The organism is Actinotignum timonense, assembly GCF_002860685.3.
Taxonomy (GTDB): Bacteria; Actinomycetota; Actinomycetes; order Actinomycetales; family Actinomycetaceae; genus Actinotignum; species Actinotignum timonense.
Window position 1 is genome coordinate 1,972,318 of the sequence record NZ_CP136960.1, and the last position, 20,893, is coordinate 1,993,210.

Consider the following 20,893-nt stretch of genomic DNA (forward strand, 5'->3'; position numbering starts at 1 on the left):
TTTATTAGCGCGGGTGGTTCACTCTTCAAGAGCTTGGAGAGCGGTGGCACGGTGATGCCGCACTACGGATCGCACCTGGATCTGTTCCCAATCCTCGACGCCTTGGTTGAGCGCTTCGCGTGCTTGTGGTGTGCACGCTACCCCGAGCTCGTCAATAACTAAGAGGAGGATTTCTTCCAGGCAGGGCCGGAACCAGCGCCGGCCCATCGTGAAATGAATATCAGCAACGTGGGGAGTACGCGCTTCATTCTTGATGCGCCGGCGCGACCGGCCGGAATGAGTCCCGCCTAGGACTAAAGCGTGTGTCCATTCATCGCGGTGGGAATGGATCTGGATATGGGCGCAAGGAATATTCGAACGTGGTGAGCGAATATAATCCCAGCGCACCAGCGGCTCGCTGCTTTTCGCTCCTCGGATGACCGAGAACGTTGACTCATTAACTCTGAGTAAACCGGTTTCCGGATTAAGGAAAAGCTCGTAATCGAAACGGACGATAAGGAAACGTTCGACGCGAATATCGCCAAACAGGCTTATTGCCGGTGGGTTTTCTTTTCTGAGTGCTTGCCTCACTATCGAAAACCCGGGGTCAATTAGCTCCCCAATCCGCTGTAGATGTGCCGCAAACGCATCGACTCGCTCATCCAAGTGTTCGTTCACCACGGCACAACTCCTCGAAGCGATCTAAGCCTTTCATTTCAACATAAGCATCAGACTCTTTTGGTCCAAGCTGGTAGTTATCGGCGCGCCAGTCGAATTCTTCCCGGGTCATTCTGACCTCGCGCAAGATTTCCTCCTTGCGCTCGAGAATCTCTTCCAGCGAATCGTAAACACGATCCGGAAAATACAACCGGTCCTCGTAAATATCCTCGTAAATATCCATGTGTCTCACTCCTTCAATCGCCTCATGGCGGAGTAGTTGCTTGTGCTTATTCGTTATTTTCGCATGGTGCCAAGCCACGGCCTAGGAATTCCTTAGCTGCCTCAGCACTGGGGTACCGGAAATCTGGGCTACTTTTCGAGTGTTGCCAATACTCGGGCTGCGGTGGCGGGCTTGTTACGGATCACGGCTTCCAGCTGGATTTCCTCCCAATCCTCGATGCCTTGGTCGAGTGCTTTGCGTGCCCGGGGTGTGCACGCTACCCCGAGCTCGTCAATGACTAAGAGGAGGATTTCTTCCAGGCAGGACCGGAACCAGCGCCGGCCCACCGTGAGATGAATATCGGCAATGTGGGGCGTGCGGGCCTCGTTCTTGATGCGCCGGCGCGACCGGCGGGAATGAGTGCCACCCAGGACCAGGGCGTGTGTCCATTCATCGCAGTGGATTTTTGATCGTCTGTTTTATCAGCGAAAAGCCGGGGCGATCAGCTCCCCGAGCCGCTGTAGATGTGCCGCAAAATCATCGGCACGCTCATCCAATAGTGCGTTCACCACGGCAATACTCCTCAAAGCGGTCCAGGCCTATCATCTCGAAATAAGCGTCGGACTCTTTTGGTCCGAGCTGGTAGTTATCGGCACGCCAGTCGAATTCTTCCCGGGTCATTCTGACCTCACGCAAGATTTCCTCCTTGCGTTCGAGGATTTCTTCCAGCGAGTTGTAAACACGATCCGGAAAATACAACCGGTCCTCGTAAATATCCTCGTAAACATCCATATGTCTCACTCCTTCAATTGTGTAGTTTCGGGTGGTTTCCCGTCCTTCTCCGTCATTCTTGCATGATACGGAAGCACAGCAAAGAGCCAGTTACAACTCTGTGGACAAAGGGGACATTTCGCGATTCTGTGGATAACTTCTAGCCGGCTGCGCTCCCGCCGGCAGCGCTCCCATCGGCCGCGGCTGCGCGTACTGCTTCCAGGAATATCTCCCCCACCCGGCTCAGGCGTGCTTGTTTATCCCAGGCAAGCACGCAGGTCAAGCCGACCAACCAATCCAGCGGGATAAACACCAGGCCCGCACCGGCAGCCGCCACTCCCGACCCGGCACCAGCGTTCCCGCCCAGCCCCGCGTTCCCGCCCAGTGCCATATTCTCCAGCACGATAGCCTCACCAACCCCGGCCTCGACCATCACCCGAGCCCCGCGGCTCGTCCCGTAACGGCCCACTACCGTCAGCTGGTTTTCCTTATCCAACCAATACCCCAGCTCCCGGCTACGCTCCTTCGGCATAATCAACGACCGCTGAGTAATATCCGCCCGGCGAACCGTCCCGCGCCCCACCACGTCACTATCCGTACGCACCAACAACCCCCACCGGTCCTCACCGCGAAGCGCGAGAGTCTCCCAGGCCGTGCAATCCCAAGAATCATCGAGCACCGCGAAAGACGCAGTCCCCTCACCGATCATCCGGGTAGCCGCTTCACGCCCGCAGAGCGTGACCTGGAAACTAATGCCCGGGTATCGTGCCCGCACCTGACCCATCACCGGCGCCAGGCTATCTAAGGCGCTGCTTTCCCGACCCGCAATCACGATAGTGCCCTGCGGGTTATCCTCCAGATTCTGAAGCTCGGCCACCGTGCTATCCACGAGCCCGAGGATCTGGTGGCTACGTTCCACCAGGTAACACCCGGCTTCGGTGAGTTCCCTCCCGCGCCCGACCCTGCGGGTAAGTTGCTGGCCGACTTCTTCTTCCAAAAGCTGGATACGTTTCACGACCGCCGCGGTCGTACACCCGCACTTGCGGGCCACCGCGTCCATGGTCCCCAGTCGTGAATAAAGAATGAGGGTTTCTAATAATTCCAGTCTCACACCGGTACCTCGTTGTATGTCGTGATGCTAAAGGTTGAGATAGTTGAGTAATGTACGACGCCGCAGCTCCCCGCCGCGTGCTGTCGGTTAGCGGAGCATGTGCCGGGGCAACATATCCCGCCTGGAGTCCTCCCCACGCCGGGCGAGCGCGGACCTGGCCACCAGGAACGCAAACAGCAAAGATATAAGGATGGCGAGCACGAAAAGGGTCATCCACCACGACCATTGCAACCCATCCACCGCCGGCACCTCCACCGGGTCAGGCAACACCCGCTCACCCGTCACCAACAGGCGATGCGAATTCACCCCGTACGGAGTACACGTTAGAAGAGTGGCTAGGTCACGCCCCGGTACACGTACCAGCAGGCTTGGGTCGTGAGGGTCGACGACGTCTACTCTGACCACGCGATACCCAAACACTTGACCCTGGATTTCGAAGAAGAACTCGTCCCCGATACCCAGATCAGTGAGCCGGTCGAACATGGTAGAGGTCGGTAGGCCAGTATGAGCCGTCACCACACTATGCCGGTTTATACCGCCTACCGGTATATCGGTCCCGAACATATGCCCTGCACCCCGCTGGAGGGTTTCCGGGGAGGTCCCGTGGTAGATCGGGAGTTTCACCCCGATCTTCGGGATTTTCACGATCCCCATAATTCCATCCGGCTGATCAAGAACCCGAGCATATTCCTGATAGGCGGGTAGGTCGGTGGCAATGTCGTCAAGATAAGGGTCAAGAACCGCCATCCCCTGGTGGCTCGCGTTATAGGCGTGAGCACGCTCAATATAAGAGTTGCGTAGTTCCTGGGATTGGGTATTCACTTGGCCCTCGTAGGCACGGGAGACTACTTTGGATTGCCAGTTATTCCACACCGTCGAAGTAACCGGATAAGCCAGGCACAGGATCCCGATGAGGATCATGGCCAGCGGGGAGAGCCGGCGTTTATCCTCTTTCGGGTCGGTGTAGAAGAGCAGGCTCGCCAGCCCACTTTCCTCACCCACGCGCGCCGCCCGCCGCCCGCGAGCCACACCAGCGGCAGGGCCGCGCTGCGCCTTGGGTTCCACATGATGTGCTGCTGGAGCAGGTTCGGGTTCCACATGAAGTGCCGTCTTAGGCACCGCATTGGATTCCACTCTGGGTTCTGCCCTAGGTGCCGTCCTGGATTTCGTTTCGGGAGCTGGGGTGGGTGTCGGGGTATTGAGGGCACGCCGCCCACGCACCGGGCCCGTTTCACCTGTCACGTACCTACCCCCTCCCTGGCGTGGCCTTTCCTTGCGCTAGCCGTGCAATTCGTATTGCGCTACTCGTGCAGAATTAACTTGCGCTTGATAGATTGTGGGGCCAGTCGGACTGACCGGCCCCACAACCTTCGTTACCTACTCAGGCTGGCAAACCTGAACCGTTAGTTTTTCCTGTTTAGGCGTTGTTTTTACGCGAACGCAGGTGCGTCACCGCGCCACTCGCCACTAGGCCAGCACCAAGGAGGGCGAAGATACCCACCCCGATAGCACCGGTCTTAGGCAGGTCGAACCACTTACCAGAGTCCTTTGTCGGCACGTTCTTAATACCGGTCTTGTGAACCTGGTCAGGGGCATCGGTTACGGTTACTTCAGTGATCTCATCCGAGCGGATGAACTTCGCGGGGGCTTCCACCTCAACCACGTAGAAAGCCTCACCCTTCTTCGCCTTAAACTTCGGGGTCAAACCATCATCGCCGGTCACCTTGGTACCGAAACCAACCGAAGCACCGGTGCACTGGGCGCGATCCTTCTGGGCCACACACTTCTCTGCATCTGCCTTGCTGGCGAAGGCCACGAACTTCGCACCCGCAAGCACGCTTCCATCCGACGCATCAGTCTTGGCGATCTGGAAATCATAGAACTCAATAGTCGGGAACGGATTCGGGCCAGGACCCGGCTCCGGGCCAGGGCCAGGGGTCGGCCCGGGTTCGGGAACAATCGGGCCAGGGGTCGGCTCACTATCCGAGTGCCCGGGGATGAAACCAAACTTATTGGAAACCGAATCAAGAGCAAGATCAGCCTTGAGGGTGAAGGTCAGGTCCACGGTCACCACCGGAGCTTCCGAAGCAGTCGCCTTACCAGCAATAGTGGTCAGACCCTCGTCGGTGAAGTTCACCTGGAGGCGAGTACGCCCAGCTTCCACACCATCAGTAGAGGTAGCAAGGTTGTACTGAGATTCCGCAATTACTTCGCCGTTCACTTTGACAGCCTTGACCGCGGTCTTATCAATCACGGTGTAAGCATCAGTCATCGCATCGTCGAAAACCGCGAAGCCCTTGATATCAGCCCCAGTGATTGGGCCCTTCTTATTCAAAGTCGCCGAAATCGTGTAGGAAACATCATCGCCCGCACCCACAACCTGTTCGAAAGCACCAGTCTTCTTCACCAGGTCACGAACATCCGTATTCTTTGGGGTGACCGAAACATCATAGGTGTATTTCTGGTCAGCGGAAGAGGTGCCGGTGATTTCCGGGACCGTCATAAAGAACGGCTTAATATCCGAGGTATACCCAGCCGGAACCTCAGACTCCACAACCTTGTACAACCCGAGCGGCAGGTCCGCGAAAACAGCCTGCCCCTCGCCGGCGGTTTTCATCTTGTGAACGACGGTCGTGCTGAGCTTAGCCTTCGGGTTATCAGGATTCGCGTTCAGGTCCTTGATTGAACCCGCCACGGTTTCCCAATCAGCCATTTTCTTCATATCACCAAGGGTGACATCCCCAAGGGCATCCACCTTCGTGACCGTGAACTCGGCCCCGTTAACCGGCTTCTTCGTTGCGGCGTCCTGCTTCGTGATTGTAATCGACCCCGTTGTAGGAGCACCCGTAGCCCACGGCGCAACCGGATCACTTGTCGGTGCGGCGTTAGCTGCCCCGATACCCATTCCCGTCAGTGCCAGCGCACACGCCGCCACCAACGCTCTTAATGACTTCTTACGAGCCATACTTTTTCCTTCCCAATAATTTCAGCACCACAAGAAGTACTGACCAACACGCCAGGCCAACGCCAAGCGCTTATCGTTGAACTTGCTAAAAAACCTGCCCCTCATTCGGGCCTACCCCATCGTTTTCCCGATACCGGGTAAGGGATGGGTGTATCGGTTCACGCGCGGCGGCCCACCCCCTTCTTCCTACGGGTCTGAGCCCACCACCAGCCACCGGTGACCCCCACGATCAGGAGCGCACCCAGGCCGGCCGTACGGTTCATTCCAGCCCCACCCGTCTTCGGAAGCGCGGGCTGCACAACCTCCACACTCAAAGGCTTGCGCGCCCACCCCACACCTTCCACAGCGTTAGGCCCATTAGCCGCACCGGTGAGCGGGTCGATAGTGATACCGGGTTTCGTGGCATACACCCAACACCGATACGTGCCGAGCTCGGCCTGGGTGGCATTACCATCCACCTCACCAACCGTCCGGGCACCATTCCCTGCAAGCTCAACGCCATCAGGTGCTTGCTTCACGCGCACCAACTCCACACCCACAGGCAAGGCATTCTGATCCGTATCAGCCTGTCCGTCGTGTTTCGGGGCGCACACGGTTTGCAGGCTGATCAGCCCCGCATCCGTCGTAGAGGTGGCCTCCACGCTTAGCGGCTCAAGAACCGGTTGGCCCTTCACCACTGTGAGGGTGTCTTTAGAAACCGTGAGGGCAACATTCACGCATTCCCCAAGCTCGCGCTCATCCATATCCCGCTCACGCGTCTCAGTCTTCTTCGAAGCCTTCGCGGTATCCAAAACCCACTGGCGTTTACCCGAGTCCCACTTAGGCGGGGTCGTCGTCACCGTTCTGGATTGCGTAACCTTGCGGGTGTTGCAGTCTTTGGAGCCGTCTACCCAATCCGAATGTGTGACTTGAACCGGGAGCCTCGGAGTACACGCCTGATGCTCAGCGTCATTCATATCCCGCTCACGCGTTTCAGTCTTTGTCGACGACGCAGCCGTGTCCAAGACCCACTTCCGCTGGGAAGAGTCCCACTTAGACGGGGTCGTCGTCACGGTACGCGACTGCGTGACCTTGCGGGTGTTGCAGTCTTTGGAGCCGTCAACCCAATCCGAATGCGTGACTTGAACCGGGATCCGAGGAGTACACGCCTGATGCTCGTCATCGTTCATCTCCCGCTGGCGGGTTTCAGTCTTTGTCGACGACGCAGCACTATCCAAGACCCACTTCCGCTGAAAAGAGTCCCACTTAGAAGGTGTCGTCGTCACGGTGCGAGACTGCGTGACCTTACGAGTGTTACAGTCCTTCGCCCCATCAACCCAATTAGTAGCGGTCACCTGAGCCGGCGGCTGCGGGCTACACGCCTTGTGCTCACCGTCATTCATGTCACGCTGGCGCGTCTCGGTCCGCTTGACCGCCTTACCGGTATCAGGCACCCACTTGCGCTGCGACGAGTCCCACTTATGCGGGGTCGTGGTCACGGTGCGCGACTGCGAAACCTTCCTGGTGTTACAGTCCTTCGCACCGTCAACCCAGTTCGTTGCCGTCACTTGGGGATTCGGCTGCGGCGTACATGCACGATGCTCGCCGTCATTCATCTCGCGTTGACGGGTTTCAGTCTTCTTGCTCGCTTTCGCGGTATCGAGGACCCACTGACGTTTACCCGAGTCCCACCGATGCGGAGTCGTTGTCACCGTGCGCGACTGCGAAACCTTGCGGGTGTTGCAATCCTTCGCACCATCAACCCAATCCGTCGAGGTGACTTGGGCCGACGGCTGCGGTGTACATTGCCTATGCTCGCCGTCATTCATATCCCGCTGACGCGACTCGGTCTTCTTCGAGGCCTTGCTTGTGTCGAGAACCCACTTACGCGAACCAGAATCCCACTTATAGGGCGTTGTCGTCACCGTCCGGGACTGCGAAACCTTCCTGGCGTTACAGTCCTTCGCACCATCAACCCAATCCGTTGCCGTGACTTGGGCAGGCGGCTGCGGCGTACATGCACGATGTTCCCCATCGTTCATATCCCGCTGACGCGACTCAGTCTTCTTACTTACTTTCGCGGTGTCGAGGACCCACTGACGCTTACCGGAGTCCCACTTATATGGAGTCGTCGTCACGGTACGCGACTGCGTAACCTTCCTGGTGTTACAGTCCTTCGCGCCATCAACCCAGTTAGCAGCAGTCACCTGCGGATTCGGCTGCGGCGTGCATGCGCGATGCTCGCCGTCATTCATATCCCGTTGGCGGGTCTCGCTCTTCTTCGAAGCCTTGGCGGTGTCGAGGACCCACTGACGCTTACCGGAGTCCCACTTATACGGGGTCGTCGTCACGGTACGCGACTGCGACACCTTACGGGTATTACAGTCCTTGGCCCCATCAGCCCAATTCGTCGCGGTGACTTGAGCAGGCGGCTGCGGAGTGCATTCACGATGTTCCCCATCGTTCATATCCCGTTGACGCGTCTCAGTCTTCTTGCTCGCTTTCGCGGTGTCGAGGACCCACTTACGCTTGCCGGAATCCCACTTATAGGGTGTCGTCGTCACGGTACGCGACTGCGACACCTTACGGGTATTGCAATCCTTGGCACCATCAACCCAGTTAGTTGCCGTCACCTGAGCCGGAGGCTGCGGACTACACGCGCGATGCTCGCCATCATTCATATCACGCTGGCGCGTCTCGGTCTTCTTAGACGCCTTGCTCGTGTCTAGAACCCACTGGCGTTTACCCGAGTCCCACTTATGCGGGGTCGTGGTCACGGTACGCGACTGCGAAACCTTCCGAGTATTACAATCCTTCGCGCCATCAACCCACGCAGTTGACGTCACCTGGGCCGGCGGCTGCGGCGTACAAGCACGATGTTCCCCATCATTCATGTCACGCTGACGCGACTCAGCCTTCTTCGAAGCCTTGGAGGCGTCGAGAACCCACTTCCGCGCGGAAGAATCCCACCGATACGGAGTCGCTGTCACGGTCCGGGACTGCGTGACTTTCCGGGTATTACAATCTTTCGCACCATCAACCCAGTTTGTAGCAGTCACCTGCGGCTTCGGCTGCGCAGGCTTTTCTTTTACGGTTACGGTTGAGGGGACAAACTTTAATGAGTAGGTAGAAAGCGCCTCGCGCTTGAGGCGCAGTCCTCCCTGGCTGATCGGATATTCACCCGGGCCCAAACCATTTGAATATGTTGTTTCCAGTTGACCTTCGAGTTGGTTTTCAACACCCGCAGGCAACACGGTATACGTCAGAGATGGTAGTTGTTCGTCGGTGTAGATGGTGATCGGGTTCGCACTCACCATAATCCTGTCACGGTCCGCCGGACGAATGGAGAGTGTCTAATGGTTTGTGTGTGAGGGTGAAAACCACCTAGGAGATAAACCAGAATGACTACCGTGAAACAAGACCCTGAAGACAAGCAGCGTATCGATGCCATCGAGAAGAAACTCCTGGCTAACCCGCAAATGGCCGAGCTGATCGGCGAGCTAGCCACGTCTACTACTAACGCTAACGACCTGGTACGCGGCATGCTCCAAGCCTCGATCACGCGTGGCCTTCAAGCCGAGATGGATGCCCATTTAGGCTACGCACACTCAGACCGTAAAGCCAAAGCCGAAGCCGGCGCCGAGAGCATGGGGAACTACCGTAACGGTAGCTACCCGAAAACCGTGGCCACGAACTACGGGATGATCACCGTGGATATTCCCCGTGACAGGGCCGGCACGTTCCGCCCGACCATGGTCCCTAAAGGCGCGCGGCGCCTGACAGACGTGGATGACATGATCGTGAGCTTGTATGCCGGCGGGATGAGCGTACGCGATATCCACCACCACCTAGCCACCTCCCTGCGCCTAGAGGTATCCCCGGAGACGATCAGCGCAATCACTGACGCGGTCCTTGACGAAGTACTCACCTGGCAAAACCGCCAGTTAGACGAGTTTTATCCCGTGATTTTCCTTGACGCGATCCGGATCAAAGTACGCGATGGAGGACGCGTGGTAGGCAAGAGTGCCTATATGGCTATCGGCGTGAACATGGACGGCGTCAAACACGTTTTGGGCTTGTGGATCGCCCGTGAGGAAGGCGCTTCTTTCTGGGCGAGTGTGTGTGCCCAACTGGCTAACCGGGGCGTGAAAGACGTGTTTATCGTGTGTTGTGACGGTCTGAAAGGCTTACCTCAAGCGGTGGAGGCTACCTGGCCGGACTCGATGGTACAGACCTGTATCGTGCATTTGATTCGGGCAGCGAATCGGTGGGTGAACTACCAGGACCGTAAGGCCGTATCGGCGGCGTTGCGTGCCGTGTATACGGCACCAAGCGAGGAAGCCGCTAGGTGTGCTTTAGAAGAGTTCGCGGTAAGTGACCTTGGGTTGAAGTATCCCCAATCAGTGAAGGTCTGGAGGGACGCGTGGGAGCGTTTCACGCCTTTCTTGGGCTTCCCGCCGGCAGCGCGCAAGGTTATTTACACGACGAATGCTATCGAGTCGTTTAACAGCCAGTTGCGTAAGGCTACGCGTAACCGGCGTCAGTTCCCGAACGACGAGGCGGCGATCAAGGCGTTGTGGTTGATGATTTGTCATATTGAGGATCGGCGGGCTGCCAAGCTTGCGAAGGAATCGAGGAAAGGGAGTGTGGATGTAGGCCATTATGTTGAGGGTGCTCGGGTCCAGGGCTGGAAAACTGCTATTAACCAGATGTCCGTGGCCTACCCTGACCGGTTTAATAAGTATTTATAAACAATGCTCACACACAAACAACTTGACACACTCGACGAATGAGATAGATAGCATCATCCTGGTACTTCGAAAAATCTGAACGAATTGAGAAAAGATAATTTAGATCCCTACCTTGAATTCCCGTAAGAATAATATTTTCCTCACCTGAGGGATTCGCCTCTTCGACTACCTCATAGCGAATATCCTGAAATCCAATACCCCTCGTCTGCGATTGCAGCTGTGCGAATTGTTTGCCTTTTAGTCGAAATACCGTGCGGCCCCTAGTCCAGAAAGCAAATTCCGCTTTTTTGCTATTCTGATAAGTGCCAGCCTCATCAAACGTCCAGTTCGAGATATCTATAATCGTTATATTCTCCGCATCTCGGAACATCCACCGGAAATTCGCCTTAGTATTAGGCTTCCACCTCGATACATCTGGATTAGCTCCAGCCTCCCAAAACATTTGCGTGAAGTTTGTACAGTTACTAACATCCCAGTTGGAAACCTCTGGATTAGCCCTGTGGGTTTGCGCAAACATTCCCCTCATATTCGTAACACCGCTAGTGTTAATACCGTAAGGCGGAAAGTAAATCTCGGCATTAAAACAGCCCTGAAACAAGATAGAGGAGTCAGCCGGAAAAATAATGTCACTACCCTCTTTCGGAGCGAAAAGTATTTTCCTTGGCTCCGCTTTCCCCTGCGTGGCACAGTGTTGTTTTTTCAGATCCATCCACTGTTTACGGTCGAGTTCGCCGTGGCCAGCTACGGTGAGTGTTTTTGTGGTGGAATCCCAGGTGGCGGTGAGGTTGGGGCCGACGGGGATACCGGCAGCGCGCTCCGTTGCACGCGTTTCTCCCCCATCGGAAGTGTCGGGTGACGCGAGGCTAGGAGCGGCTACCCCCCCCCCGCTAAAACAGCAAGCGCGGCAATAACGGCAGCCGCTCGTTTGATCAGCTTCACTACTAACCCCTCACCAATTGATACCGTTACAGGCAAACATCCCACACTCGTCGCGAAACCATTTTCACGTTCAATAAGGAATAGGAATGAGTACGACTGCATAGTCGCTTTCTTGATTTACCTTAGCTAATTTCTACAGTTTCCACCACGGGTGACGTTCAGGATAATTCCAGCACGAACCACGCAGTAGTCAGACTTTTCCGCTTATTTATGCGGCAATAGGTAGCTACTTGTGACTAAAGTCTCGAGCGGAAACGTCTTTTGTAACCAAAATTCAACAGAGCGAAAACGAGCCCACCATAGCTCGATTACTTGCCGAATACACCGTCGATTTATACATAATAATTAGTTTTCTATGCGGCCTAACAGTGACTATTTCTATCTATTATTTTCACTGTCGCGAAAACTGGAAGCATATACCACCCCGTAAAAATGCTATTTTTTAGCGTTCATGCACCGCCAGACCAAAACGCAGTTCAGCTCCGTGAAGGTATATCCAGAATTCAACGGCGCCACGCCCGCTGGCAGCAGGGGCTTCCGGCCGCCGCCGGCGGATCTCGCTCCCCGCGCGATTCGGCTACCCGCGTGATCCGCTAGGGCACCAGCTACCGCCCGGCTTCGCTGTGGCCTTCCATCCGGGCCATGGCGATGTCCTCCGATTCGGTCACCTGGTCCACCCGCACCCGGTCGATGCGCCGCCCGTCCAGGGACTGTACGGTGAGCTCCACCGCGCCCAGCCGGGTGGAATCCCCTACCTGCGGCATGCGCCCCAGCTGGGCGATGATATAGCCGGCCAGGGTATCGAAAGGCCCCTCGGGGAGCTCCACCCCGAGCATTTTGAGCACCTCGGGACGGGTGGAGAGCCCGTCCATATCCCGCACTCCCCCGTGTACCTGCACCTTGGGGACCTCGCGGTCGTATTCATCGCGGATTTCGCCCACGAATTCTTCCATCACGTCCTCAATGGTGACGATGCCGTCCGTACCCCCGTATTCATCCACCACGATGGCCAGATGAGCGTGGGCTTTCCGCAGATCTGAAAGAGCCTCCAGCACATCCTTACCCGTGGGGAAGAACGTCACCGGGCGCACCAAATCGCTCACCCGTTGAGCCGTGGGAGCGGGAGCGAGCATATCGCGAATGTGTAGGAAGCCGATCACGTCGTCGTCGTTCCCACCGCGGCGCACCGGATAACGCGAGTGTTCCAGGGCCGTAACGAGGGGGCGTGCTTCGTCGAGGGAAAGTTCCGCGTCCAGGAATTCCACTTCGGTGCGCGGCGTCATAACCTCCTGGACGGTGCGGTCCGAAACGGACAGCATCGAGACGACCATATCGCGTTCCTCGGTGCCAATCGTTTCCTGGCTGGCCACGAAGGCACGCAGCTCCGCGACTCCCATTTCTTCGCGCTGCTCTTTCGGGTCGCGGCGCAACAGCCGCAGCACCCCGTTCACGCTCGCGCCTAGGAACCAAATGACCGGGCGCAGCACCGCGGTAATAAAAGCGAGGGGCCGAGCGGCCAGCGTGGAGATAGTTTCCGCCGATTGCAGGGCGATGCGCTTGGGCACCAGCTCCCCGAACACAATGGAAATATAGGAAATCACGAGCGTGGTGAGCACAAAAGCCAGGGTGGTGGCCCCGTTTTCGGACATCCCCCAAGCTCTGAACGTGGGCGCGATCTCCGGGGCGATGGAGGCCGCACCGAAGGAGGCGGAGAAGAACCCGGCCAGGGTCACGCCCACCTGAACTGCGGAAAGAAACTGGTTGGAATCCGAGGTTAGGCGCTGGATCGTTTTCCCGGAGGCGGAGTTCTCCGCCATCTCGTCGATCTGCGTTTGCCGCAGGGAAACCAGCGCGATTTCCGAAGCGGCGAAAAACGCGCCGATCAGCGTGAAAACAACAACCCAGATAATGTTCATAGCTAAGGGACTCACTCCACCAGTATGGACGAGCCCGCGCCCACCAGGCCCACCGCGTCTCAGAAACAAGCGGCAAGCGAACACGGGAGGGGTGCAGTGGCACAGCGACGGCGCAGCGCCTGCGTGGTGGCGTGCCAGGGTGCTGCGGCGTCGTTCTTAAATAACGGGGGGCGTGAGGGCGAAACGCGCAAGGAAAAAGAGGGCTGCGGCCAGGAGGAGGAGGGTGGCGGCGTCGGTGATGCGCGAACGCACCGAGGGGACGTAGCCGGTGGGTAGGGTCAGGCGCGCCACCGCGAGGATCACGAAACTGCCCGCGAGCGCGAGGATGGCTACGCGCGGGTCGGCGAGGAAGGCGAGGGCCACGATGATGCCGATCCAGGCCGCGCAGGCCCAGTAGACCAGCGGGTGGGAAAAGTGCGCATTCACGTGAGCCAGTATAGCCCGCGCCCGGGCGGACGCTCGCGGCCTGCGCGGTGCTACCCCGGGCATGGGGTGCCCAGCCTGCGCGGGCGCCCGCCCGCAGCTACATGGTGAAGAGGTGGAAGAAGGCGCCGATAAAGCGGATGTCTTCAACCGTATGCGTTTTGAGATTGACGGTGAGGAGTAGGGCCACGATCCCCCAGGCCACCGTGAGGCTCACCCAGGCCCAGCGCCGTATCCGGTAGCGGCCTGTGCCGCGCGGCAGGGCGTGGCGGCGGGTATGCAGCGCGTGCCGAGGCACGTAGCGGGGGCGGCGCACCAGGGCTCGCCCGCGCACAATACTCCCCGCGGCCAGCAGCGCGAAGAGCAGATAGGCGCCGGCGACGGTGGTTTTTTGGGTCATCCACCCGCGGGTGGCCACCACGCTTTTCGCTCCGCCCGCCCGATCACCATTCCACCACTCCAGCGCCCCGGGCAGCTGTTTTTTCCAGGTGTCCCAGGAGTGCCCGCCGTTCGGGTCCAGGTGCACGGTGGTTTTCAGGCGCGGGTTCTTGACTTCCTCCAGGCCGCGCGCCAGTTCCACCGGGTCGTTATCGGTGCGGGTGCCGGTGAAGTACATGGACTGCGGCCAGCTCGCTTTTTTCATGAGGTTGGTGACGGTGAATTGTTCGCGCAGGCCGGGGGCTTGGGTCAGGCCGATAACCGGCACGTTGTACCCGGAAAAGGAAATCACCGAGGCGAAGGTTTGCGGGTTGTACAGCCCGAGCACCGGCGCGCACCAGCCCCCGTAGGAGGCCCCGGCAATGGCCCAGTCGCGCCGATCCGCGGAGACGGAAAAATTCTTGCGCACCATCTGCACAACATCGCGGTTCACCCAGGTTCCCACCGCGGGCCGCCCGGATAGATCCACGCAATCGGGCTGCTGGTTATCCACATTGAGGGAGGGGACCACCACGATCGTATCGGGCGCGCTCGCCGGCATCGTATGCTCCAAATCCAGCACTCCCGGAATTTTCTCCGTCTGCGAGGGAAAGCCCTGGATCATGACGATCACGCGGTAGGTGCGCTCCGGGGAATAATCCGGGGGCAGGTACACCCATACGGGCAGCTCAAGGCCGGATTCGGGGCCGCGGAAGACGGTTCCCACCACCCCGTGCCCGGCCGGGGTGAAATCGGCTTTCCATTCTTTGCCTTCCGGCATGGGGATCTCACCGGATTGCCCGGCGTATTTGGGGAGCTCGCTCGTCACCGCGGTCACGGAAGCCTTGCCGCCGCTTTTCGTGAAAATGGTTTTGACATCGCTCCACGTGCTTGCGTACTGCAAGTTGAGGTTCATGCCCACCCCAATAGCGACGACGCCGCATACGGCTGCCACCACCATGGCAAGCACCGGAATCGCGGTAGCCAGGCGGCGGGTACGCGGGATGGTGCGCACCCCCAGCGCCAGGAAAGCCAGCGAGCAGAGGCCGGCAGCCAGGAGCGCCCCGTGCGTATTGGGTTGAAGCATAGGCAAAATTTTAGGCCGCTCGGGCACCTCCGCGCGCCGTTATTTCACTCTATGCCCAGCTCTCCTGTTATTTTTCCTCACTTTTCCCACGCTCCTCCCAGTCAGCGGCGGCCGGCTGAGAAGATGCTGGTTCCGCAGCGGTCGCGGCGGTAGGAGCCGTGACCGCGGCATCCGCTGTGGTGGCGGAAGTGGGCGCTGCGGGGTGGGCGGCGTCGTCGTTCTGCTGCGGGGCGGGGCGCAGGGCGCGCCGTACCCGGTAGCGTTCCCACAAGGCGCGCACCCACGCCCAGAAGTCGCGCGCGCCGTAACCGAGCGCGAAGGGTAGCAGCACCGTGAGCGCCACGCAGCCGGTGAGGAGCGGGGCGCGGGTGCCGACCTCGAGCATGCGGCCCGGGCCGATCCCGCCGGTGGCGAATTGCCCGGCCAGGGCCACGAGCACCAGGAGTTCCAGGGCGCCCACCGCGGCGCTCACCCAGTCGCGCGGGAGCAGCGAGCGGATAATTCCCCAGGCCAGGCCCGTGAGGATGGGGATGATGAGGAGCCAGGCGGGGCGCAGGGCCGGGTCGGGCAGCAGGCCGAACACGGGAAGGCCGGGGATGGGGGCGAAACTGCCGCCCAGGGCCGAGAAGACCGCGCCGCTGCCCACCGTGAAACCGGCGCCGGTCACGTAGGCCAGTGCCCATACCGCCAGCGCGGGAGCGAAAAGCAGCTGGGTGAGGGTGAAGAGAATCGTGCCGGTGAGATCGGTGAGGTAGGCGGCGTGCAGGGCCTGGGCGCGCCCGAAGCCGAGCACCACCGCGGCAAGAACCAGGAGGAGGCTCACTACCGCCAGGGTGGCGGCGAGCGGTGCAATGAGGCGCCAGCCGCGTTCCAGGATGGCCACGCCGGGCCAGGCCGGGCGTTCCAGCCAGGCGCATTGGCTGGCGGCGAAGCCGAGCACCGCCCCGCCCACGAGGGCGTGGAGCAGGGATGATTGCGGGAGGGAGAGTAGGCAGATCACGCCGGCGCTGCCCGCTCCGCTCAGCGTGGCGATGGCTACGTCCCACCAGTCTTCCACCACGATGGCACGCAGGAAACGCACCGTGAGCCAAGCGATAAGTGCGGTGAGGAGCAGGGGCATGAGGCCGATATGCCCGCCCGCGCTCACCAGCGGCGTGCCGAGGGCGAGCAGCCACAGGGAGCCGCCCAGGCGTGCCGCGCCCTGCCAGGTTACGTCCCCGAGCAGCGGGGAGGCCGCGGTGAGGGTGTATCCGAGCAGGCAGATGAGCACCACCGTGATCCAGGTGAGGACCACGGGCTGGATAACGGCCAGGGCGAGCGCCACGCGGCGCGAATACGTTAACATCCCTTCCATGGTGGCGCGCGATGGGTGCCGGGCCGCGGAAGATGGCCCGGCGTGTTGCTCACCGCACCATATCGCGCGGCCGCAGCGTGCTCGCGGCGGGGCTTTCGCTCCGCCGCACGCGCGGAGCCTGCGCTCCGCTACGCGCAGCGGCACCTTCGCGGCGCTTAGCCGAGCGCGCCCTTGAGCTCGCTCACCCGGCCGGCGATATCCGCGGCGATCTGCTCCGCGCCCTTTCCGGCCGCCGCCAGTTCGTGAATCCGGGAAACCAGGGCCGATCCCACGATCACCCCGTCGGAGAGCGCTCCCATGCGGGCGGCCTGCTCCGGGGAAGAAATCCCGAAGCCAATCGCGCAGGGAGTATCCGTGACCGAGCGGATCTTCTTTACGATGGCCCCCACATCGGTGGTGATATTCGAGCGCATGCCCGTCACCCCCATGGAGGAGACCACGTAGAGGAAGCCGCGCGCGGCCCGCGCAATCGCTTCGATCCGGTCCTCGGAGGTAGGCGCGATCAGCGAAATGAGATCAACGTTATGCACAGCCAAAGCCCCCTCGAATTCGGCCTTCTCCTCGAAAGGCACATCGGGGAGGATCACGCCGGAGACCCCAACTTCCGCGCAGCGGCGCGCGAAGCGCTCCGGGCCGTAGGAGAAGACCACATTAGCGTAGGTCATGATGACGAAGGGGCACTCCAGATCCGGGCGCACCTGGCCGATCATCTCAAAAATTTTGTCCGTTGTGGCTCCCCCGCGCAGCGCCCGCTCCGAGGAAGCCTGGATGACCGGGCCCTCGGCGGTCGGATCAGAGAAAGGCACGCCGAATTCGATGAGATCTGCACCGGCCCGGCCGGCCGCGCGGATAATGTGCGCCGTCGTACCTAAATCTGGATCCCCGCAGGTGAAGAACGGAATAAAAGCTTTGCCGCGGGAAAAAGCCCGGGCGATGGGTACCTGTTTAGTCATGGATATCTTCTCCCCGGTAGCGCGCGATGGCCGCGACGTCCTTATCCCCGCGGCCCGAGAGCGTGACGATAATAATCTTGCCCGGCATCTCCGGGGCGATCTTCATGGCGTGCGCGAGGGCGTGCGCCGATTCAATCGCGGGAATGATCCCCTCGGTGCGCGAAAGGTATTCGAACGCATCCACGGCCTCCGCATCGGTGACCGGGACGTATTCCGCGCGCCCGATATCGTGCCAGTAGGCGTGCTCGGGGCCAATCCCCGGGTAGTCCAGGCCGGCCGAGATGGAGTACACCGGGGCGATCTGCCCGAATTCGTCCTGGCAGAAATAGGATTTCATGCCGTGGAAAATGCCTTCGGTGCCGGTGGCGATGGTCGCGGCGGTATCCGGGGTATCCACGCCCCGCCCGGCCGCTTCCGCGCCGATGAGGCGCACGCCCGCATCATCTACGAAGTTGTAGAAAGAACCGGCCGCGTTCGAGCCGCCGCCCACGCAGGCGATGACGGCATCGGGCAGGCGCCCCTCAGCTTCCAGGATCTGGGCGCGGGCCTCGCGGGAAATAACCGCTTGGAAATCACGCACGATCGTGGGGAAGGGATGCGGGCCCATAACCGAGCCGAGGCAGTAGTGGGTATCGCTCACCCGCCCGGTCCATTCGCGGAAGGCTTCGCTGGCGGCGTCTTTGAGGGTGCCGGTCCCGGATTTCACCGCGACCACATCCGCGCCCAGCAGGCGCATGCGGTACACGTTGAGGGCCTGGCGGCGGGTATCTTCCTCCCCCATGAACACCACGCATTCCATATTGAAAAGCGCGGCAGCGGTGGCGGTGGCGACCCCGTGCTGGCCGGCCCCGGTTTCCGCGATGAGGCGGGTTTTGCCCATTTTCTTGGCGAGCAGCGCCTGGCCGAGCACGTTATTGATTTTGTGGGCGCCGGTGTGGTTGAGGTCCTCGCGTTTGAGGTAGATTTTCGCGCCGCCCAGGTCGCGCGTCATCCGCTCCGCGTAGTAGAGGAGGGAGGGCCGGCCCGCGTAGTTATTGAAAAGATCGGTGAGTTCGGCGTTAAATTCCGGGTCGTCGCGGTAGTGCCGGTAGGCGGCGTCCAGTTCTTCGATGGCCGGCATGAGAGTTTCCGGGATGAACTGCCCGCCGTGGATGCCGAAACGGCCCGGGCGCGCGGTAGCGCCGGCCGGCGGCGTGGAGGTTCCCGAGGTGGAGCTTTCCATCGTGTGTCCTTCGGTCATGGTTACTCTTTCTCCTGTGCGGGGGCGACGACGCGCGCCGCGGCCTGGCGCCACTGGGCCAGGACTCCTACTTTATCGGCGCTGCGCATGAGGGCTTCGCCCACGAGCACCGCGTCGGCACCGCCGGCCGCGAGCGCTTCCACGTCCGCGGCCCCGCGCACCCCCGATTCGGCGACGACGAGTGCCGTACTCTCGATACGGGCCCGCAACTGGCCCGCGGTGGCCAGATCAACCGAAAAATCTTTGAGATTGCGGTTGTTGATTCCGATAATGCGGGCACCGGCCGCCTGGGCGGAGTCAATTTCCGCGGCGTCGTGGGTTTCCACCAGGGCCGATAGCCCGAGGGAATGCGCCAGCTGGAGGTACTCGCGCAGGATCGCGGTATCCAGGAGCGAGCAGATGAGCAGCACCGCGCTGGCCCCCAGCGTTTTCGCCTGGTAGATCTGGTAGGAATCCACCACGAAATCTTTGCGCAGGCAAGGGGTAGCAACCGTGCGGGTGATTTCCTCCAGGTAGCTATCCGAGCCGAGGAACCACTGCGGCTCGGTGAGCACGGACATGGCTTCCGCCCCGGCCGCTTCGTAGGAGCGGGCAATATCGAGGTAGGGGAAATCTTCGGCGATGATGCCCTTCGAGGGCGAGGCTTTTTTCACTTCGCAGATGAAGCCGAGCCCGGGGCCGCGCAGGGCGGCCTCGAAGGGGAAGCTGGCCGGATCGCTCCCGGGTTCGCTGCCGGGGGCGGCGGCGAGTGCTTCGGCGGCAGCGGGGGCGGCGGCGCGTGCAGGCGCGGGTGCGGCGGCAGCGGGTGCAGGCGCCGCGGCGAGTGCTTCGGCGAGTTCGCGCATGCGGGCCGCGGGGATCTGTTCTTTATCGCGGGCCACCCGCTTTCGGGTGGCGGCGGCGATCTGCTCGAGAATATTAGGCACGCGAAGCCTCCACGAATTCGTCGATCTTGCGGTAGGCGCTGCCGTCGTCAATGAGGTCGCCGGCCATATCCACGCCCGCGGCAATGGAGCGGGCCTTACCGGCAATGTACAGGCCGGCACCGGCATTGAGCTGGACCACGTCACGCTTGGGGCCGGTGATTTTACCGGAGAGGATATCGCGGGTGATCTGGGCGTTTTCTTCCGGGGTGCCGCCGAGCATATCGGCCGGGGTGGCCCGGTTGAAGCCGAACACATCCGGGGACATTTCGAAGGTGCGGTATTCGCCGTTGCGTACTTCGCATACCGTGGTGGGGGCGGAGAGGGAAATCTCATCGAGCTTATCCTGGCCGTAGACCACCAGGCCGTGGTGGACGCCCAGGTCATTGAGGACGCGGGCGAGGGGCTCCACGAGGTATTCATCGTAAACGCCGAGGACCTGGTATTCGGGGTGGATCGGGTTGGTCAGCGGCCCGAGGATATTGAAGACGGTGCGGAAGCCGAGCTCCTTGCGGATTGCCCCCACGTTCTTCATGGACTTGTGGTAGAGCTGGGCGAACATGAAGCACATGCCCACCTCATCGAGGAGGCGCCGGCAGGTATCCGGATCCTGGTTGATATTCACCCCGAGGGCTTCCAGGCAGTCGGCGGTACCGGACAGCGAGGAGGCGGCGCGGTTACCGTGCTTGGAGACCTTGACGCCCCCGGCGGCCAGCACGAACATCGAGGTCGTGGAAATATTGAAAGAGTGGGCGTTATCCCCGCCGGTTCCCACGATTTCCAGGGTGGGGAAAGGAACCTCGAAGTAATCAGCGTGCTCGCGCATCGCAGTGGCGCAGCCGGAAATCTCATCGGTGGTTTCTGCCCGCGCGTTCTTGGTGGAAAGCGCGGCGAGGAAGGCTGCCGTCTGGGTGGGAGTGCTTTCCCCGCCCATGATCTCGTTCATAACGGTGTAGGCCTCGTCATAGGTGAGATCCTGCTTGGACACAACTTTAATAATGGCTTCTTTAATCATGACAACTCCGTACTTTGGAAAGTTTGTGTGGACTGCGGTGCTGAGCGGGCTGCGCTAGGCGTGCTGTGCTAGGCGGGCCGCGCTGAGCTAGGCGCCGCGCGCCATCGCCCCCGTGCGGCTTTCCACCAGCGGCAGCGCAGCTGGGCGCGGGTGGAGGCAGCCATGGCGGCAGCCGTAGCGGCAGTAGCCG

18 protein-coding genes are annotated in these 20,893 nt (G+C 60.4%); 1 reads left to right on the forward strand and 17 read right to left on the reverse strand.

The annotated features are described in order from the left end of the window. Positions 1-18: 18 nt before the first annotated feature. The 8 genes from CYJ17_RS08215 to CYJ17_RS08250 all read right to left on the reverse strand — a co-directional run bounded on the left by CYJ17_RS08215 (position 19) and on the right by CYJ17_RS08250 (position 9,002). A complete protein-coding gene (locus CYJ17_RS08215) occupies positions 19-570 on the reverse strand; it encodes a hypothetical protein (protein WP_234984487.1) in 552 nt (183 codons plus the stop codon). Between the two features lie 67 nt (positions 571-637). Then, on the reverse strand, positions 638-880 hold the full coding sequence (locus tag CYJ17_RS08220; RefSeq protein WP_087070595.1) for a hypothetical protein: 243 nt from the start codon (positions 878-880) through the stop codon (positions 638-640). A gap of 128 nt (positions 881-1,008) precedes the next feature. After that, positions 1,009-1,206 carry a hypothetical protein gene (locus CYJ17_RS08225; RefSeq protein WP_234984486.1) on the reverse strand — a complete coding sequence of 66 codons (198 nt, stop codon included), beginning with the start codon at positions 1,204-1,206 and terminating at the stop codon, positions 1,009-1,011. Positions 1,207-1,408: 202 nt separating this feature from the next. Next, entirely contained in the window at positions 1,409-1,651 is a 243-nt protein-coding gene (locus CYJ17_RS08230) for a hypothetical protein (protein WP_087070594.1), read from the reverse strand. A gap of 139 nt (positions 1,652-1,790) precedes the next feature. Further along, the gene (locus CYJ17_RS08235; protein ID WP_143231867.1) at positions 1,791-2,741 is read right to left on the reverse strand and encodes a LysR family transcriptional regulator; all 951 of its coding nucleotides are present in this window, start codon (positions 2,739-2,741) and stop codon (positions 1,791-1,793) included. Between the two features lie 87 nt (positions 2,742-2,828). Then, a complete protein-coding gene (locus CYJ17_RS08240; RefSeq protein ID WP_234984485.1) occupies positions 2,829-3,983 on the reverse strand; it encodes a class C sortase in 1,155 nt (384 codons plus the stop codon). A 175-nt stretch (positions 3,984-4,158) separates the two neighbouring features. Then, complete coding sequence (locus tag CYJ17_RS08245; RefSeq protein ID WP_087070592.1) at positions 4,159-5,706, reverse strand: SpaH/EbpB family LPXTG-anchored major pilin; 1,548 nt, start codon at positions 5,704-5,706, stop codon at positions 4,159-4,161. Positions 5,707-5,864: 158 nt separating this feature from the next. Further along, positions 5,865-9,002: a hypothetical protein gene (locus CYJ17_RS08250; protein WP_143231866.1), complete on the reverse strand. Its 3,138-nt coding sequence runs from the start codon at positions 9,000-9,002 to the stop codon at positions 5,865-5,867. Positions 9,003-9,086: 84 nt separating this feature from the next. Between CYJ17_RS08250 and CYJ17_RS08255 the strand changes: the two genes are divergently transcribed. After that, the gene (locus tag CYJ17_RS08255) at positions 9,087-10,436 is read left to right on the forward strand and encodes an IS256 family transposase (protein ID WP_087070464.1); all 1,350 of its coding nucleotides are present in this window, start codon (positions 9,087-9,089) and stop codon (positions 10,434-10,436) included. A 7-nt stretch (positions 10,437-10,443) separates the two neighbouring features. Here the strand turns inward: CYJ17_RS08255 and CYJ17_RS08260 are convergent, their stop codons facing one another. From CYJ17_RS08260 to trpD, 9 genes are all read right to left on the reverse strand, one after another. Continuing rightward, positions 10,444-11,145 (reverse strand): BspA family leucine-rich repeat surface protein, encoded by a 702-nt coding sequence (locus tag CYJ17_RS08260; protein WP_087071226.1) that lies wholly within the window; start codon positions 11,143-11,145, stop codon positions 10,444-10,446. 835 nt (positions 11,146-11,980) lie between these two features. Then, positions 11,981-13,306, reverse strand: coding sequence for a hemolysin family protein (locus tag CYJ17_RS08265; RefSeq protein ID WP_234984483.1), 1,326 nt, complete (start codon positions 13,304-13,306; stop codon positions 11,981-11,983). Between the two features lie 141 nt (positions 13,307-13,447). Beyond that, entirely contained in the window at positions 13,448-13,717 is a 270-nt protein-coding gene (locus CYJ17_RS08270; RefSeq protein ID WP_026428220.1) for a DUF3017 domain-containing protein, read from the reverse strand. A gap of 97 nt (positions 13,718-13,814) precedes the next feature. Then, positions 13,815-15,218: an alpha/beta hydrolase gene (locus tag CYJ17_RS08275; RefSeq protein ID WP_087070588.1), complete on the reverse strand. Its 1,404-nt coding sequence runs from the start codon at positions 15,216-15,218 to the stop codon at positions 13,815-13,817. Positions 15,219-15,285: 67 nt separating this feature from the next. Further along, the gene (locus CYJ17_RS08280; protein WP_101595408.1) at positions 15,286-16,563 is read right to left on the reverse strand and encodes a cell division protein PerM; all 1,278 of its coding nucleotides are present in this window, start codon (positions 16,561-16,563) and stop codon (positions 15,286-15,288) included. 164 nt (positions 16,564-16,727) lie between these two features. Then, positions 16,728-17,525 carry a tryptophan synthase subunit alpha gene (gene trpA / locus CYJ17_RS08285; RefSeq protein WP_087070586.1) on the reverse strand — a complete coding sequence of 266 codons (798 nt, stop codon included), beginning with the start codon at positions 17,523-17,525 and terminating at the stop codon, positions 16,728-16,730. Continuing rightward, positions 17,518-18,765, reverse strand: coding sequence for a tryptophan synthase subunit beta (gene trpB, locus CYJ17_RS08290; RefSeq protein ID WP_320753138.1), 1,248 nt, complete (start codon positions 18,763-18,765; stop codon positions 17,518-17,520). Before trpB ends, trpA begins: the two co-directional genes overlap by 8 nt. A gap of 2 nt (positions 18,766-18,767) precedes the next feature. Beyond that, positions 18,768-19,691: an indole-3-glycerol phosphate synthase TrpC gene (gene trpC, locus CYJ17_RS08295; protein ID WP_101595405.1), complete on the reverse strand. Its 924-nt coding sequence runs from the start codon at positions 19,689-19,691 to the stop codon at positions 18,768-18,770. Continuing rightward, positions 19,684-20,703, reverse strand: coding sequence for an anthranilate phosphoribosyltransferase (gene trpD, locus CYJ17_RS08300; RefSeq protein ID WP_101595402.1), 1,020 nt, complete (start codon positions 20,701-20,703; stop codon positions 19,684-19,686). The genes trpC and trpD overlap by 8 nt, the downstream gene beginning before the upstream one ends. Between the last annotated feature and the right edge of the window lie 190 nt (positions 20,704-20,893).

Coding starts and splice junctions, on each gene's coding strand:
- CYJ17_RS08220 (WP_087070595.1), bottom strand. CDS start 880: ATGGATATTTACGAGGATATTTACGAGGACCGGTTGTATTTTCCGGAT.
- CYJ17_RS08230 (WP_087070594.1), bottom strand. CDS start 1,651: ATGGATGTTTACGAGGATATTTACGAGGACCGGTTGTATTTTCCGGAT.
- CYJ17_RS08245 (WP_087070592.1), bottom strand. CDS start 5,706: ATGGCTCGTAAGAAGTCATTAAGAGCGTTGGTGGCGGCGTGTGCGCTG.
- CYJ17_RS08250 (WP_143231866.1), bottom strand. CDS start 9,002: ATGGTGAGTGCGAACCCGATCACCATCTACACCGACGAACAACTACCA.
- CYJ17_RS08255 (WP_087070464.1), top strand. CDS start 9,087: ATGACTACCGTGAAACAAGACCCTGAAGACAAGCAGCGTATCGATGCC.
- CYJ17_RS08260 (WP_087071226.1), bottom strand. CDS start 11,145: ATGGATCTGAAAAAACAACACTGTGCCACGCAGGGGAAAGCGGAGCCA.
- CYJ17_RS08275 (WP_087070588.1), bottom strand. CDS start 15,218: ATGCTTCAACCCAATACGCACGGGGCGCTCCTGGCTGCCGGCCTCTGC.
- CYJ17_RS08280 (WP_101595408.1), bottom strand. CDS start 16,563: ATGTTAACGTATTCGCGCCGCGTGGCGCTCGCCCTGGCCGTTATCCAG.
- trpA (WP_087070586.1), bottom strand. CDS start 17,525: ATGACTAAACAGGTACCCATCGCCCGGGCTTTTTCCCGCGGCAAAGCT.
- trpB (WP_320753138.1), bottom strand. CDS start 18,765: ATGACCGAAGGACACACGATGGAAAGCTCCACCTCGGGAACCTCCACG.
- trpD (WP_101595402.1), bottom strand. CDS start 20,703: ATGATTAAAGAAGCCATTATTAAAGTTGTGTCCAAGCAGGATCTCACC.